Annotated in this window: 17 protein-coding genes and 1 pseudogene; 14 read left to right on the top strand and 4 right to left on the bottom strand. The window is 60.7% G+C overall.

Annotation, left to right across the window (positions count from 1 at the left end; genetic code table 11):
• The first annotated feature begins 18 nt into the window (after positions 1–18).
• Both ACNHGR_RS13400 and ACNHGR_RS13395 read left to right on the top strand, forming a co-directional pair.
• Positions 19–291, top strand: a complete 273-nt coding sequence (locus ACNHGR_RS13400; RefSeq protein WP_475286706.1) for a BrnT family toxin — start codon at positions 19–21, stop codon at positions 289–291.
• Positions 272–529 (top strand): BrnA antitoxin family protein, encoded by a 258-nt coding sequence (locus tag ACNHGR_RS13395; RefSeq protein ID WP_475286704.1) that lies wholly within the window; start codon positions 272–274, stop codon positions 527–529. The genes ACNHGR_RS13400 and ACNHGR_RS13395 overlap by 20 nt, the downstream gene beginning before the upstream one ends.
• On the opposite strand, the gene ACNHGR_RS13390 is transcribed toward ACNHGR_RS13395, so the two are convergent.
• Together ACNHGR_RS13390 and ubiA are read right to left on the bottom strand one after the other, a co-directional pair.
• On the bottom strand, positions 530–1,984 hold the full coding sequence (locus tag ACNHGR_RS13390; protein WP_475286702.1) for a phospholipase D-like domain-containing protein: 1,455 nt from the start codon (positions 1,982–1,984) through the stop codon (positions 530–532). It lies immediately after the preceding gene.
• A complete protein-coding gene (ubiA, locus tag ACNHGR_RS13385) occupies positions 1,981–2,889 on the bottom strand; it encodes a 4-hydroxybenzoate octaprenyltransferase (RefSeq protein WP_184268323.1) in 909 nt (302 codons plus the stop codon). The genes ACNHGR_RS13390 and ubiA overlap by 4 nt, the downstream gene beginning before the upstream one ends.
• Before the next feature lie 85 nt (positions 2,890–2,974).
• On the opposite strand from ubiA, the gene ACNHGR_RS13380 reads away from it, so the two are divergent.
• Positions 2,975–3,721 (top strand): 16S rRNA (uracil(1498)-N(3))-methyltransferase, encoded by a 747-nt coding sequence (locus ACNHGR_RS13380; RefSeq protein ID WP_475286699.1) that lies wholly within the window; start codon positions 2,975–2,977, stop codon positions 3,719–3,721.
• A gap of 99 nt (positions 3,722–3,820) precedes the next feature.
• Entirely contained in the window at positions 3,821–5,194 is a 1,374-nt protein-coding gene (locus ACNHGR_RS13375; protein WP_475286697.1) for a glutamate--cysteine ligase, read from the top strand.
• 3 nt (positions 5,195–5,197) lie between these two features.
• Here the strand turns inward: ACNHGR_RS13375 and ACNHGR_RS13370 are convergent.
• A pseudogene (locus ACNHGR_RS13370) lies at positions 5,198–6,506 on the bottom strand (methyltransferase family protein).
• Between the two features lie 933 nt (positions 6,507–7,439).
• Between ACNHGR_RS13370 and ACNHGR_RS13365 the strand changes: the two are divergent.
• From ACNHGR_RS13365 to ACNHGR_RS13320, 10 genes are all read left to right on the top strand, one after another.
• The gene (locus ACNHGR_RS13365) at positions 7,440–7,811 is read left to right on the top strand and encodes a hypothetical protein (protein WP_475286695.1); all 372 of its coding nucleotides are present in this window, start codon (positions 7,440–7,442) and stop codon (positions 7,809–7,811) included.
• A gap of 10 nt (positions 7,812–7,821) precedes the next feature.
• Positions 7,822–8,178: a helix-turn-helix domain-containing protein gene (locus ACNHGR_RS13360; protein WP_175310825.1), complete on the top strand. Its 357-nt coding sequence runs from the start codon at positions 7,822–7,824 to the stop codon at positions 8,176–8,178.
• Positions 8,150–9,190: an ImmA/IrrE family metallo-endopeptidase gene (locus tag ACNHGR_RS13355; RefSeq protein ID WP_475286693.1), complete on the top strand. Its 1,041-nt coding sequence runs from the start codon at positions 8,150–8,152 to the stop codon at positions 9,188–9,190. Before ACNHGR_RS13360 ends, ACNHGR_RS13355 begins: the two co-directional genes overlap by 29 nt.
• On the top strand, positions 9,187–9,822 hold the full coding sequence (locus ACNHGR_RS13350) for a C1 family peptidase (protein WP_475286691.1): 636 nt from the start codon (positions 9,187–9,189) through the stop codon (positions 9,820–9,822). Before ACNHGR_RS13355 ends, ACNHGR_RS13350 begins: the two co-directional genes overlap by 4 nt.
• 9 nt (positions 9,823–9,831) lie before the next feature.
• Complete coding sequence (locus ACNHGR_RS13345; RefSeq protein WP_475286689.1) at positions 9,832–10,641, top strand: hypothetical protein; 810 nt, start codon at positions 9,832–9,834, stop codon at positions 10,639–10,641.
• A gap of 11 nt (positions 10,642–10,652) precedes the next feature.
• Positions 10,653–11,243: a hypothetical protein gene (locus ACNHGR_RS13340; protein WP_475286687.1), complete on the top strand. Its 591-nt coding sequence runs from the start codon at positions 10,653–10,655 to the stop codon at positions 11,241–11,243.
• Positions 11,243–12,085: a dCTP deaminase domain-containing protein gene (locus ACNHGR_RS13335; RefSeq protein ID WP_475286685.1), complete on the top strand. Its 843-nt coding sequence runs from the start codon at positions 11,243–11,245 to the stop codon at positions 12,083–12,085. Before ACNHGR_RS13340 ends, ACNHGR_RS13335 begins: the two co-directional genes overlap by 1 nt.
• 128 nt (positions 12,086–12,213) lie before the next feature.
• Positions 12,214–13,218 (top strand): nucleotide kinase domain-containing protein, encoded by a 1,005-nt coding sequence (locus tag ACNHGR_RS13330; protein WP_475286683.1) that lies wholly within the window; start codon positions 12,214–12,216, stop codon positions 13,216–13,218.
• Between the two features lie 20 nt (positions 13,219–13,238).
• The gene (locus ACNHGR_RS13325) at positions 13,239–13,565 is read left to right on the top strand and encodes a hypothetical protein (protein ID WP_475286681.1); all 327 of its coding nucleotides are present in this window, start codon (positions 13,239–13,241) and stop codon (positions 13,563–13,565) included.
• Between the two features lie 6 nt (positions 13,566–13,571).
• Positions 13,572–14,024, top strand: a complete 453-nt coding sequence (locus ACNHGR_RS13320) for a holo-ACP synthase (RefSeq protein WP_475286679.1) — start codon at positions 13,572–13,574, stop codon at positions 14,022–14,024.
• 328 nt (positions 14,025–14,352) lie between these two features.
• Here the strand turns inward: ACNHGR_RS13320 and ACNHGR_RS13315 are convergent, their stop codons facing one another.
• Positions 14,353–14,895: a thermonuclease family protein gene (locus ACNHGR_RS13315; RefSeq protein WP_475286677.1), complete on the bottom strand. Its 543-nt coding sequence runs from the start codon at positions 14,893–14,895 to the stop codon at positions 14,353–14,355.
• Between the last annotated feature and the right edge of the window lie 160 nt (positions 14,896–15,055).

Raw genomic sequence — 15,055 nt, 5'->3', positions numbered from 1 at the left:
CCTTTGGCGGCGTGGAAATTGAAAATCAGTTTTGATCCTGCCAAGCGACAAATGGCGCTTGAGCAGCGCGGACTGGACTTCGCAGACGCTGCACAGATTTTTGATGGCCCTGTCTTCACGAGAGAGGATGACAGATTCGATTATCCTGAACCGCGTTTCCAGACTTTCGGCTTGGTGAGTGACCGCCTTGTTCTCCTCGTCTGGACGCCGACGGAGGATGGATTGCGGGTCATCTCGATGAGGAAATGCAATGACCGAGAGCAGAAAGCCTATGCCCGCCGATTGGGATGACGATGACATCCCGGAATGGACGGAAGAGATGTTCGATCAGGCCGAATTCCGGATCGGGGACAAGGTCATTCGGCCGGGCGTTGGCGCGCCTGCAAGGCCCGGCCGCCCCAAATCCGACGATCCCAAGCAGCAGGTGACGTTACGGCTCGACCGGGCTGTGCTGGATGCCCTTCGCGCCGGCGGACCCGGCTGGCAAAGCCGGATCAACGCCGAATTGCGCAAGCTGCTGGGATTGTAGTCAACCCCGCCCGAACCAGCCCTTCATTCGGCGGAACAGGCCGCGTTCGCTGACCGGTTCGAACATTTCCTCCGGGCCTTCGGGGTCGAGTACCTCATGGTCGGCGATCCATTGCTGCACGTCGTTCAGGTCCGGCGTTACATAGGGGCGCAGCGTGCGGCCGGGCTTCTGGCGCAGTTCCTCGATCGCGGCGACGAGGCCCCGTTCGGCGATCACGGCGGATACCCGCTCGGCGGGCAGGTCGAGATGTTCGGCGATCAGGTCGTCGCGAATCTTCACGATCGTCTGCTGCCGCCCTTCATTGCCCGGCAGCGCCGTGTCGATCGACACGTCGCATTCGGTGTCGAGGCGCATCGACCGGTTGTTCATGTTGGAGGAGCCGACGCGGATCAGCCGGTCGTCCACGATCAATATCTTGGCATGGACGTAAATCGGCACGCCGCGGCTGGTGAAGGGGTGATAGATGCGGAAACGGCCGTGCGGATGGCGGCTCTTGAGCGTTTCATAGAGGCGCGCGCGCGCCGTATCCATTGCCTGCTGTTCCAGCCAGCCATCGGCCTGTTCCGGATTGATGATGACGATTTCCGGCCCGTCCGCCTCGCTGAGCCGCCTGGCGATCGCCTCGGCAATGCGGCGGGAGGCGAAATATTGGCTTTCGGCATAGATATGGCGTTTCGCCGCCGCGATCTGATGCAGGTAAAGCTGCTCGATCTCGGTCAGTTCCTCCTGATCGTCCATCTTGGGCGCGGTGCGGGCGATGGCGATATCGACGCCTTCGAACATGACGGGCAGCTTGTCGGGCCAGCAATCCGAGACGCCGTCGACCGGCTCCAGCGGATCGCCGCCCGCGCCGACCCAGCGGTTGCGGGCATGTTCGCCCAGCGCGGCGGCGACCGGGCCGGCCAGCGCGGTGGTGGCATCATGCCAGGGGCCATAGGGCGATCCGTCGGGATGCAGGCGCCCCGGCTCCTCGTCGCGATGATGGCGCGTGTCCCAGCGGTCGCCAGTCATGTCGATGCCACCGCAGAAAGCGAAGCAATCGTCGATCACCACGATCTTCTGATGATGGGATGCCGCGGGCGGATGATGGCCGTCCAGCTTCACCGTGATGCGCGGATGGGCCATCCAGCGCAAAGTGGTGACGAGGTGCGACGGGCGCGCCATCGACTTGATCGCGCCGACATCCCAGCGGAGCAGGAAGATTTCCAGCTCCGGATTTTGCTCCACCAGCCAGGTGATGAAATCGCCGATGACGACCGGCGCGCCATCCTTTGCCTCATCCTCACGGATCAGGCTGATGGCAGGGTCGAAATCCCAGCCGATCAGCATGATGCGGCGCTTCGCCTTCATCATCGCGTCGCGGGCGATGCGGAAATAATTGTCGGCGTCGATGATGACGCTGGCCTTTTCGGCGCGGGCGATGCGCCAGCAGTCGGTGCCCAGTTGCGGCGTCATAGCGATGCACTTCCCACGACCAGACAGCCCAGGAACATCAGGAAACCGGAAAAGCGGTTGGACCGGAATTTACGCAGGGGATCGACTCCATCTTCCTTCAATGTGCCCGTTTGCCATAGCAGGTGGACGGCCATGGGCAGCAGGGCGGCCAGCGCCAGACCCTGTGGTCGTATCTGCCAGATTGCGCTGCCCCACAAGGCCAGAGCGAGCAGGTAACATAATGTCACGCCGCCGCGCACATGACGGCCCATGGACAAAGCGCTGGAGCCGATGCCGATCAGTGCGTCGTCTTCGCGGTCCTGCAAGGCATAGATGGTGTCATAGCCCACCACCCAGAATAGGCTGCCGGCATAGAGGAGCAGGCCGGGCAGGGTGAGCGCGCCCGCCACCTCGCTCCAGCCGACCAGCGCGGCCCAGGAGAAGACGAGGCCGAGCCAGACCTGCGGCCAGCCGGTGATCCGCTTCATGAAGGGATAGGCGGCGACCAGCGCCAGACTGCCCAGCGCCACGATCTGCGCATAGGGGCGCAGTTGCAGCAGGACGATGAGGCCGATCAGGCAGAGCGCCACCAGCCACAGCCATGCGGTCCTGACCGCCATCGCCCCGCTGGCGAGCGGCCGGGCGGCGGTGCGGGCGACCTTCCGGTCGAGATCGCGGTCGACGATATCGTTGAAGACGCAACCCGCGCCGCGCATGGCGATGCTGCCCAGCAACAGCCAGCCGATCAGCGGCCAGCGGGCAAAGCCGCCACCGGCCAGCGCCACGGCCCATGCGCCGGGCCAGAACAGCAACCACCAGCCGATCGGCCGGTCGAATCGCGCCAGTTGCGCGAGCGTACGGGGCGTATCCGGCAGGCGGGCGAGCAGGCCGCGCGCTTCGCTGTCGGGAACGATGGTCTGATTCAACGACGACTCCATTCACCCTGACGCTTGTCGAAGGGCCATGCTTCTCTTTAGGGAAGAACATGTATCCGGCAAGACAAGAGACGAAATGACCGCAACCCCCGCCTGGCCCCCGCAAAGCGCCCCGCGCCTGCATGTCGAAACCCAGCTGGGGGAAGGCGTGATGGTGCCGGTCGACGGCAATCCGGCCCATTATCTCATCAGCGTGATGCGAGTGAAGCCCGATGATATCGTACTGCTGTTCGACGGGCGATCGGGCGAATGGGCAGCGCGGGTGCGCGACATGCGCAAGCGTGACTTGGTGCTGGAATGTGTGCAGCAGATCAGGCCGCCCGAACATGTGCCCGATTTCTGGCTGTGCTGCACGCCGATCAAGAAGGGGCGGATCGACCTGATCGCGGAAAAGGCATGCGAACTGGGCGTGGCGCGGTTGCAGCCGGTGCTGACCCGGCGCGCGGTGGTGGACAGGCTGAATCTCGATCGGCTGCATGCCCATCTGGTCGAGGCGGCGGAGCAATGCGGGCGCACGGCCCTGCCGGAACTGGGCCAGATGGTGAAGCTGGATGCGCTGCTGAAGGGCTGGTCGCCCGACCGCCACCTCTTCTTCGCCGACGAAACGGGCGGCGGCCCGCTGGAGGCGACCTTGCGCACCCATCCGGGGCCGGCGGCCTTCCTGATCGGGCCGGAGGGGGGCTTTGACCCCGTAGAGCGCGAGGCGATCCGTGCGACGCCCGGCGCCGTGCCCGTGTCGCTCGGCCCGCGCATCCTGCGGGCGGAGACGGCGGCGATCGCTGCGACATCGGCCTGGATGACGATCAATGGCGACTGGAAATAGTTTCATTCCGCCATTGGATTGAAGCCGTCATAGGCAGGCCCTATGTGGTGATCGCCCGACTTTGTTTGACGGGCCAAGGGGAAGCACTAAGGGCGGGGCATGAGCACCAGAACCGACTCAGGGGGACATGATCCCGTCATCGAGAATCGCGATCAGCTGATCGCGGCCTTTTCCAAGGGCGAAAAGCCCAAGGACCGCTGGCGGATCGGGACCGAACATGAAAAATTCGTCTATAGCCGCAAGGATCATCACGCCCCGGCCTATGAGGAAAAGGGCGGCATCCACACGCTGCTGATCGGCCTCACCCGCTATGGCTGGAATCCGGTGTTCGAGGGCGAAAATATCATCGCCCTGTCCGGCGCCGACGGCACGATCAGCCTGGAGCCGGCGGGACAGCTGGAGCTGTCCGGCGCACCGCTCGACAACCTCCACCAGACCTGCGCCGAAACCGGCCGCCATCTGGAACAGGTGAAATATGTCGGCGACATGCTGGGCCTGGGGTTCCTGGGCCTTGGCATGTGGCCGGACAAGACCCGCGCCGAATTGCCGATCATGCCCAAAGGCCGGTACGACATCATGCTGCGGCACATGCCGCGCGTGGGGTCGCTGGGCCTCGACATGATGCTGCGCACCTGCACCATCCAGACCAATCTCGACTATGGCAGCGAGGCGGACATGGCGCAGAAGTTTCGCGTCTCCCTCGCCTTGCAACCGCTCGCGACGGCGCTGTTCGCCAATTCGCCGTTTACCGAAGGCAAGCCCAACGGCTTCCTGTCCTATCGCAGCCATATCTGGTCGGATACCGATCCGGGGCGCACCGGCATGCTGCCCTTCGTGTTCGAGGATGGCTTTGGCTATGAACGCTATGCCGACTATGCGCTCGATGTGCCGATGTACTTCGTCTACCGCGACGGGAAGTATATCGACGCGGCCGGGCATAGCTTCCGCGACTTCCTCGACGGCAGGCTGGCCGTGCTGCCGGGCGAAAAGCCGACCGAGAAGGATTGGGAGGATCACCTCTCCACCGCCTTCCCCGAAGTGCGGATGAAGAGCTTCCTTGAAATGCGCGGTGCCGATGGCGGCCCGTGGAACCGCATCTGCGCGCTGCCGGCCTTGTGGGTCGGCCTGCTCTATGACCAGGGCGCGCTGGACGCGGCGTGGGACGTGGTCAAGGACTGGACCATGGAAGAGCGGCAGCTGCTGCGCGATTCCGTGCCGAAGCTGGGCCTTGACGCGCCGATCGGTGGTGGCCGCACGCTGCGCGATATTGCGGGGCAGGTGGTCGATATCGCCCGCAGCGGCCTTACGGCGCGCGCGCGGCTCAACGGCGCGGGCGACAATGAGACGGGCTATCTGTCCTTCCTCGACGAGGTGGTCGCCAGCGGCAAGACCAATGCCGAACGCCTGCTGGAACGCTATCATGGCGACTGGCAGGGCGACCTCAGCAAGGTCTATGAGGAAGAAAGCTTCTAGGTTCTATTCCGCCGGTTGCGCGGTAGCGGCCATCGTCTCGCGCTTCTTCCCCGTCACCCAGGCGAAGAAGCGCGGCACGGGGGCGTTGCGCTCCATCCAGTCGCTATAGGCGCGATAGTCGGGATCGGCGGACAGATGCTGTTCCTCCGTCTTCGCGCGCCAGTAATAGACGGCGTTGGTGAGCGCCAGCATGGCGCAGTTGCGCACCATGTCGGTCAGGCTGCCCGACACCGCCAGAAAAGGCAGGGCGGAAAACCACCAGAAGAGATTTTTCGACAGATAGGCCGGGTGGCGGGTCCAGCGATAGGGACCGTGGGTCAATATGCCGCGATGGGTGAGGTTGGAAAAGCGCAGCCCGAACGCCACCGTCGCCCAGGCATATAGGCCCGTCAGCAGCACCAGCCAGCCGCCCAGCAGCCATTGCAGCGCTGGCATATCCTGCGTCCAGTAATCCCATTCCGCGCCGCCGGCATGATAATCGAGCGGCCCGCCGCCGCCCATCAGCACGAAGGGCGGGTAGCAGATCAGCGCCGCCAGCCAGCCGCTTAAATATGGGTTGGCGGTACGGATATGGGAATCCAATGGCTTGAAGGTCAGCATATAGCCGACCGTCGCCATGCAGACGTCGATCATGAACATGACCGCGATCAGGAAGCCGGCCATCGCGACCGGATGGGCCAGGGCATCCTCGATCCGCCAGTTGACCACGCTGGCGAAATTGCCCGGCACGATCGACACCATGAAGGCGAGGAAGAAGCCCTTCACCGCCCAGGCACGGGCATGATGGGCAACCTGTACCATGTCCGCCTGACCCGCGACGCCGCCGATCACCCATTGGCCAAAGCTTGTAGGAGGCATCCTTTGGCTCCACCAGCCGCCGGTCGATCCAGATCACATAGGGGATGGACAGCGCCAGCAGCCAGGGCGCGGCGCCCATGAACAGGTCCATGGAGAAGCGATAATTGCCGGCCCAGTACCAGCGGGCGATGCAATAGAAGATGGCGATGGCCAGCCAGGTCGCCCACAGGCCGGCAATCTTGACGATGCTGATATCCAGCACGGCGCGCACGGTGCGTGTCGGGGCATTCCAATCGATGCCGGTCGATGCGTTGCGATGCACCTTGTCGACGATCAGCGACCACAGCACCATCGGCAACCCGCAGGCAAGAACGGCGGTCAGCCCCGCATTAGGGCCATCCATGCCATAATGACGCGCCACCAGCGTCCACAGGCCCAGGCCGATAAGGCCGGCAATGCCGACGCCATGGCTGACGGCAGATTTGGGGGGGGATGAAACGCTATGATCGACCATATTCATGACCGCTGCCATTAGCAGATAATGGTAAGCAAGCGGTGAACCGCGGTATGGGGCAATGGTCTTCGGGGGAAGTTTGTGGTGCCGGGGACGACGTCGAACTCGAGGCTTAAGTATTTGAATAACAGTGAATTTATTGCACTTGACATTTGACGATACCATTAAAAATACCATCAAAATTCGTTCATTTTTAGTTCGACGTTTGTTCACGCTAAGTCGCAACTATTCTACGACGAAGCGTTTCTGCGGAGACGCTTCTGTCAATTTTGCGCAAAGAGACCCAGAAGAGTATCTCGGGCGTCGCCTAGGCGCTTGATTTCTTGATCAAATCGTAAACTTGAGAAGCGCCAGTGGCATCAATAGCATGATCTGGATTGGTAGAGAGAGTTGCACGTATATAGTCGGGAACGATTGAGACCTTGCGCTTAGCGATTCGCGTCTAGGCTTGGGACATTCTGCTCGTTCAGCTCTTGAGCAGCACACGGTTGATGACGCACATTCAGTAGGCGAACCGCCATGTCCGCTTTGCGCCCTCACATCGGTCATAGCTCGCCGCTTAACTGATCCTGAAACCAGACGTTCGTTCATCTCTCGATGATACCCAGGATTGGGCAGTCCGCCTCCGCATTGGACCGGGGCGACGCCTTCAACCGTGCTGTCCTCCACGGTTTAACGATCGCTTTGCGCACCATTTCGGTCGTTAAGCCGATGGCTGACTGTCTTAAAGCCGCTGTCGATCCGCAATGCCGAAAACCAATGGGGGACTCAGCGACCAAGTGACGGCAGAAAAATGCACGCCGCACTTCCCCGAGGATGCGTGACGTATCAATCCTGCATCGCATCTCCAAAAGGTGCACAGTCGCCATATATAATGTTGACATTTCGCGCAGAGAGGCCATCTTATGTTGGAAATTCGAACATGAGGTAATCATGGCGGCTACCAAAGAAGAGCTCAAAGCGATCTTCGCCTCGAAGGCGAAGGAACTCGTGTCTGAGTTGGAAGCATGGTTCGAGGAAGAAACGGAGTCGATCGATGGCTCGATTGCCGCGGCGGCGCCCTCGGGTAGCGGAGGTTCCATCATGGGAACCTGTCCGGCCATCGATTCAAAGCGGGTCGTGGACGCCACTGTTATCACCAAGAAGGTGCTCGACATCGAATTGCCGCCTGAAATCATCCAGCCTGGGGGCTATGCTAGCTGCGATGAGATGATTGCCGATCTCGTGCCGAAACTCGAGCGGGTCTTTATCGGCGACATTAAAGTGAAAAAAACGAAGCCGGTCAAATCATTAGAGCCGGCGTGAAGGGTCTGCAATGAGTGATGAATCCGACAAGTGGCGTGCAATCGGAGAGCGGTTGCGCCAAGCCCGCGAATATCTGGAGCTGAAGCAGGAGGAAGCTGCAGACGCGATTGGTATTTCTCGGTCGGCACTCTCGTTGGTTGAGAATGGCCGCCGAAAAGTCGATGCGGTCGAGTTGGGCCGGTTTGCTCAGGTTTACGGCCAATCTATCGAAGCCCTAACCGGCTCTGCCGAGACACCACCGCTTCCGGAGAGTGTTCAGGCCTTAGCGCGCGCAGCGACCGAGTTATCGTCGGACGATCGCGCGGAACTGCTTCGTTTCGCGGAATTCCTCCAGATGCGTGGACCTCGAGGAGAAGATCGTGGCTAGGTCGGCGGCAGCGGCTGTCCGTCTCGATGCTGTTGCGGCGGCCAAGCGAGTTCATCGCGAACTCGATCTCAAGGAACGCGTGACCGAGGGCGGCGGCCTCATCGATATCTTCGAAATAATCGGAGATCTCGGCATCCCGTTGGTATTTAAGCCGCTGAACTCCGCTTTGGGACTATGTCTGCCTGCCCCCTTGCGCGGCATCATGGTAACGACCCGCCGTGGATTGCATATCCAGCGTTTCACAGCCGCCCATGAGTTGGGCCACGTCATTTTGGAACATGCTGGCAGCGTTGATCGGGTGATCCTAGAGCGAGCGCCGCAGCCCGAAGACGATGGACGCGATCTTCAAGAGGTGGCGGCGGACGCGTTTGCCGCTGAAATGATGCTGCCGAGGTGGTTGTATCGGCACCATATTCGCGCTCAAGGTTGGACGGTAGCTTCCCACCTCCATGATCCAGATGTCGTCTATCAACTCGCTCTGCGGATGGGCGCAAGCTATGAAGCCGCCTGCTGGGGGCTCTTGAGCCACCAGATCCTGAACTATGCCGACGTCACCCGTCTACGGAACGCCCAGGTAGCCAAGCTAAAGCATCGCCTCGGCGAGGAGCATCGGCCGGAAAGTAGCTGGTCCAATGTTTGGCGGCTGACGCAACGGGACAACGGCGCGCGGCTGGTTGGCAACCCCGATGACCTACTGCGTATTGAGCTCGACGAAGCGGCGGGCAGCGGCCACCAGTGGCAGATCGAAGCCCTTCGCGAGGCAGGGTATTCTGTTCTTTCCGATCAATCAGACTTCTCCCGTGAACCACTGCATTATGGTGCGTCGTCTCGTCGAACCGTGATCGTCAGGCCACCCGAGAGCGGGATTGGCGACGTTACGATGCACGAGTCTCAGCCTTGGGCAGGGGCATTGCCGGATGACGCCACCTTTTCGATCGAGCTCGCGCTGGAAGGTCCAGAGGCGGGCGGAATGTCGCGTGCTGCCCGTCGCCGGTTTGGAGGGCAGTCTTGATCACTGCATCAATAGACTTGCGTTCCTTGTTGTTGCCCGTCCGTCAGCAAGGGCGGCGGCAGTCGTGCCTCGCATTTGCAAGCTCCGCTGCCCATGAGCACGGCGCGAACACCGGCGAGCATCTGTCGGTCGAATACCTGTTCTTCCATGCGGTAGCACGGACGCCGGGCCAGAACCCTGATGCTGGCACTACTATGGCAGCAACGGCCCAGGCGCTTGCTCATGAGGGGCAACCGGTCGAGCCAGCTTGGCCTTACTCGCCGATCCAGGCTCTCCCCTGGATGCCGCCCTCCTTCTCCAATCCGCTGTTCAAAACGACGATGGTGCCCGGCAAGCCGACGTTTGCCGATCTGGCAGCGACGCTTGACGAGAAGGTGCCGGTGATCCTGGGGCTGGTGATAACTGACGCATTCTTTCGGCCCGACGCGCTGGGGATCGTTCCCGATGTAATGCCGGACACCGAGCGTGGCGGGCATGCAGTTCTGGCTGTCGGCCATGGTCTCGATCCCGCCGGTCAGGAAGCCGTACTTATTCGCAACAGTTGGGGCCCCGGCTGGGGGCTTGATGGCTATGCATGGCTTTCACGGTCTTACATTGACCGCCAACTTCACGAGACCGCCAGCCTGATCTAGGAAAGCCCCATGGAATTGATCAAAGGTGAAACTTCTCCCGCAATCTGGCTCGCGGCTGCGGAGCATTTGAATGGCCTGAAGAAGTCCGAAGATTTCGACGTGATACTCCATATCGCGCAGCCGACCGTGCTTTCGATAGAGGACCGTCGGGTGCATGACGAGGTCGACAGGTTCCTCCGGTCGCATGGTGCTTTTGGAATTCACACCGTGGCTGAGACGATTTTCCCTTTTGACGAGTATCAGAGGGCAGGAAAGGCTGGCCTATTCGGGCCTTTCCCGGAGAAGCTGAAAGCAATCCAGAAAGCCCGAAGCGACGGGAATTGGGGATCCTATGCCTATCGGATCCTGCGCCAGCGCGATGCGAAGGGAAATATCTTCAACCCGCTCGAAGACATGCTTATCAAGATCAAAAAGCACGGAAAATACCGGGCATCGTTTGAGCTTGGCCCGGGTAGCCCCATGGAAGACGAGATCCAAATCTACGATCCGGCAACTGATCGTGGCCGTCTCTACGGGGGCCCATGCCTCAGCCATCTCAGCATCAAGGTTCACGATGGGCAGGTTCGATTCAACGCCACCTACCGATCACACTATTATGTGCGTCGGCTTCTCGGGAATCTTGTCGGACTGGGGCGGCTGCAGTTCTTCTTGGCCCATGAGGCCGGCTTGAAGGTTGGCCCCCTGACCGTCAACTCGACCTTCGCTCGCCTCGATACCGGGTCTGGTGAAGGGTCTGGCGGCCATTGGACGAAAGCAGAAGCGAAAGCTTTGATCGGCCGCTGCCGCGCAATCTACGACGAATCGGCCTTGGCGGCCTAACGAGGACGATGATGAGCGTATGCGATCACTTGCTGACCCTTCAGTGGGCTCAGCTTAAGCACGACGAAGCCTATCACAAAGATATTGTGATCCTTCCCCTCGCTCAGCGCATGAAGCACATGGCGCTGCATAACGCGAAATACACCGCGTACTTCCTTGCGGCCGTCGATGACGGTGATGAAGTGCGTTTCCAGCGAACGCTGACGGACGCTTTCATCATCTGCCTTGCCGTCGCCAATACGCTCAATCAGCATTTGGGTCATGAGCTCACGGCTTCGAATCCGGACCGTTCGCTGCTTGAGCTTGGAAACGCGCTGGCGGGAACGCTTGGTCGCGACGACGATCCACTCTGGATCATGCGGCAGTATTGCAAACATAGCGGGCAACTGGCGAAGCTGTGCGAAGCCTGGGACCATCTTGAGGATCTACAGTTTCGTAGCGGCATGCATCAGTGCAATCTCAGCCTCGTTTCCGCAGTGCTGGCGGAGGCAGCGGCGCGCGGCATAGACCTCGCTGCTGCTTATCGCGAACGCATCCGAGCAGTGGAAGCGCGGTCAATTTTCGACAGCTTCACGCGCGCAGGCGCAGGAGGGGAAGCCTAGTGTTCTGGGGCGGCGAACGGCTGAAGGATGAACTCGGAGCTCTGATCGACGACTATGATGTGAAGCGCGTCGACCGCGCTGCCTACCGGCTTCGTGTCGGCGGTGAGGTGTACGTGTCACCGACGGGTGAGCCGAACGATCCCCGCAACAAGCCCAAGAAGCCTTTGGGCGAAGGTGAGAGTTTCACGATCCCAGCAGGTCAGTTTGGTTTTATCTTGACCGAGGAGCGGATTCGCGTGCCGCAGCATGCGATTGCGTTCATTTCGATCCGAGCGACCTACAAGTTTCGCGGGCTGGTGAACGTGTCGGGATTCCATGTGGATCCCCGCTATGAGGGCAAACTGCTCTTTTCGGTGTTTAATGCTGGTCCCGGCGCGGTCCATCTCTCTCGTGGGGAGGAGTGCTTCTTGATCTGGTACGCCAGTCTCGACCGGCCCAGCGTCCTTCAGACGAAGATGGGATTCGAGGCAATCCCGTCTGATCTCCTCGGGCCCATAGCCACTGGCGTTGAATCCTTTGCCGGGCTGAAATCGAAGATCGACGAGAACGACAAGAAGCTGAGTGACCGAGTCACTACCGTCGAGCGTGAGCAGGCGGTCATGAAGTGGGCAAGCGCGCTCCTCATTGGCGCGATAATAACGTTCGGCTTGAAGGAGTGTTCTCTCTCACGGCCAGCGGCTGCCCCAGCTGCGGCGGTATCGAGCACGGTTCCATCGCCATCGCCGACCATTACTCCCTCGCCGAGCGCATCTCCATCGCCGGCTGTCACGCCAGCGCCAGCGGAAACACCGTCACCAAGTCCGGCGCCAACAACCCCATCTTCCGGTCCTTCGGGCAGGTAGCCAAAGAACGTCGTTTTCGGCTGCGCCGATCTGCTCTAGGCAGTGGAAAGACTCACAATCGGCGTCGGTGCGGCCGGACGGCATGCTATGCATGCGCCCGGCTAATCCACAGTCGCGCACGGAATGACATGGAAACAACGCTCGTTTTTGACACCTACTGGCGATTCGCCGCTGAGCGTCAGGCACTCTATTTTCGGCGCCTTGCCGATCCGATCGGCCCTTGGACCAGCGATCCGGTTCTCGCGGCACATAGGTTCACGAATGCATACCGCGCGAGCGACCGGGTCAGTCAGTACCTGATCCGTGAAGTCCAATACCGTGAGGATCGCCCGCGCACGCCGCGGGAAATCTTCTTCCGCACCCTCCTCTTCAAGCTTTTCAACCGTATAGAGACCTGGGAACTGCTGGAAAGCGTCCTCGGCCCCTTGACATGGGAAGGAAGCGATCTGAACGAGATTAAGCGTACGCTCGATCGCGCGATGGCCGCTGGGCTCAAGCTCTACTCGCCGGCCTACATCATGCCAGCGCCAAAGCTCGGGCACGCGCGCAAACACGCCAACCATCTCGCCCTGCTGGAGAAGATGATCGAGGACAGGCTGCCGGAGCGTGTACGCCAGGCGCCGAACCTTCGGGCGATCTATGAACTTTTGCTTGGCTATCCGGGGCTTGGTCCCTTCCTAGCGTTCCAATATGCCATCGATCTCAACTACTCTGAGATGCTCGACCATGATGAAGGTGATTTCGTCATCGCGGGGCCTGGGGCCCTTGATGGGATTGCTAAGTGCTTTGTCGACACGAAAAAGCATTCGGCAGAGGAAGTGATCTTCTGGGTCTGCGAGCAGCAGGATCGCGCGTTCGCTAAGGCTGATATCAAGTTCCAAAATCTGTTCGGGAGGAAGCTGCAGCCCATCGACTGTCAGAATCTCTTTTGCGAAATATCCAAGTATGCGCGTGTCGTCCATCCAGATGTCAAAGGCCTTTCGGGCCGAACACGCATCAAGCAGGTCTATCGCAAGAGCTTGGGACCGATGCCTCAGCCAACCTTCCCGCCCAAATGGAATCTCGAGGTGCCGACCATCGCTGCTCCGGTCGAGCAACGGCCGATCGGGGATTTGATGGGTCTTATGGGATGAGCGAAAGGCTGCGAGAGAGGATGGCGAAGACGCTGCGTACATCGAAGGTCGTCTACACCTGCGTAGCGGTTGCAAGCCTCATCGCGTCCATCGCATTGGGCTGGAAGTCCCTCTGCGTGTTAGGCGGATCGCAAAGCCCGCGAGCGCTGGTTGATCATGCGCCAGCATTGTTCGGCATGCCGTTTGCTATCACGGCAGCATTGACATTGGTTTGCTGCGCCCGCGCGCTTGACCCCCAAGCGCATATCGATTTTCTTGGATTGCGCGTAAGGGGGGCAGCCGCGACGATCGTGTGCTGGATTGTCGTCTTCGCCGTCCTGACGATCGCCATCCGAGCGCTTTGGTAGCGCCGGTTGCTCCTTGGAGTTGGCCTTGACCTTTGCAGGATCGCACCAATTCGGCGGTCCGTGAGCCGGCTCGGGAAACCTTGGCTGGACGAGATCTTCATCGAGGCCGAGCAGGCCGAGCTGGTGAGATCGACGGACTTGGCGGTGTCGGCTGCTCGAGGGTTTGCAGCGAAGGAGGCCAGCGCGAAAGCTTTGAGCACCGGGTTTGGAGATGGAGTGCATTGGCTGGATTTCGAAACTGGTCCAGCAGAAACCGCCAGACCGGTACGGCTTCACGGCGGCGCCCGTGATCATGCCCACGCGCTTCTGCCCGCCAAAATACTTATCGAATGCCAGACTTGGCTTAGTCGGGACTGCGGATGGGCGGTAGCGGTCGCGCTCATGTCGGATCGAAGTTCCAGCCTCGCTCAAACTATCATTTGGAGCACGATATCTGAGGCCGTCGTAAAGCGTTTATAATCATGCTTGCTGCGTTTGAATGGCACGCAGGTCTTTCATCGCACACGATATAGGGATTGAGAAGTCATTGCGAAACTCGCTCGCACACACCCTTTTGCAAACGCGGATCGGCGCCCTTTAATGTAGCGCTCGAACAGAATTTTTGACGCTTGAATCCCGTGAGCAAACCGGAAGGACAGCACGGCCCTAATCGAGAGGGCGCAAATTGCCCGATGAGCGGAAGCCGTACAGTAACTTTGCGCGGTGTATACACGGCAGCTCGCGGCCTCAGCGGTCATCCTGTGCTTCACCCGGGACGCGACCCTAGTTTGCCTGTGCCATGTTAAATTCAGCACCAAGGTCGGCGCGCACCGTCCCAACGCCGGGCCAGCCCCTCATCGATGAGTTGTTGACCTAAAGAACGACCGTCTCTCATCAATACCCGCAGCTGCCGCCCGTACCGGTCCTGCGCCCGACCATTTACGATCACCTCGAATGGGCCCGCGTTCATCAGTTCGGCCAAACGCTCAGTGGCCCGCTCGCCCAATCTGGCCTCCTCTTCACAACGGGGCGGATGCGTCTCGGGCGCGTCGATGTCGGCAATGCGAACTTTGACGCCAGTGATCCAAGCCGTGTCACCATCCACGACACAGTTCACCCCGCCACCGGTGTGGCAGATGGAAAAATTACTCGACGAGAATGCCACTTCGGGTTCGCCCGACTGGAGCGCCGGAAGAGGGGGCGCTGCGCTCGATGCGATTTGCGCCGTCCCATCGGTCACGATTGCCGCCTCTGCCTGATCAACCTGCCGTTCGACGGCCTTGGGGCGGATGATGTCGGTGTAGCTGAAAGTCACGGCGAATACCGCGACGAAAACCAGAGATACCACCACCAGCAGGATCCTTTCGACCGGTCCGATCCGTCCAGGTTCAGACCGCCTCTCTTCCGACCGTCGTCCGCGACGCCGGCCGCCTCCACGGCGCCCCACCCAATCAACCGCCAAAGATGCGCGCGAACCATCCACGCGGCAATTCGCCCGTCGATGCCGTCGG

Source organism: Sphingobium sp. RS1, assembly GCF_056156825.1.
The sequence above is the reverse complement of the archived record's forward strand: the minus strand, read 5'-3'. Positions and strand labels throughout refer to the sequence as shown.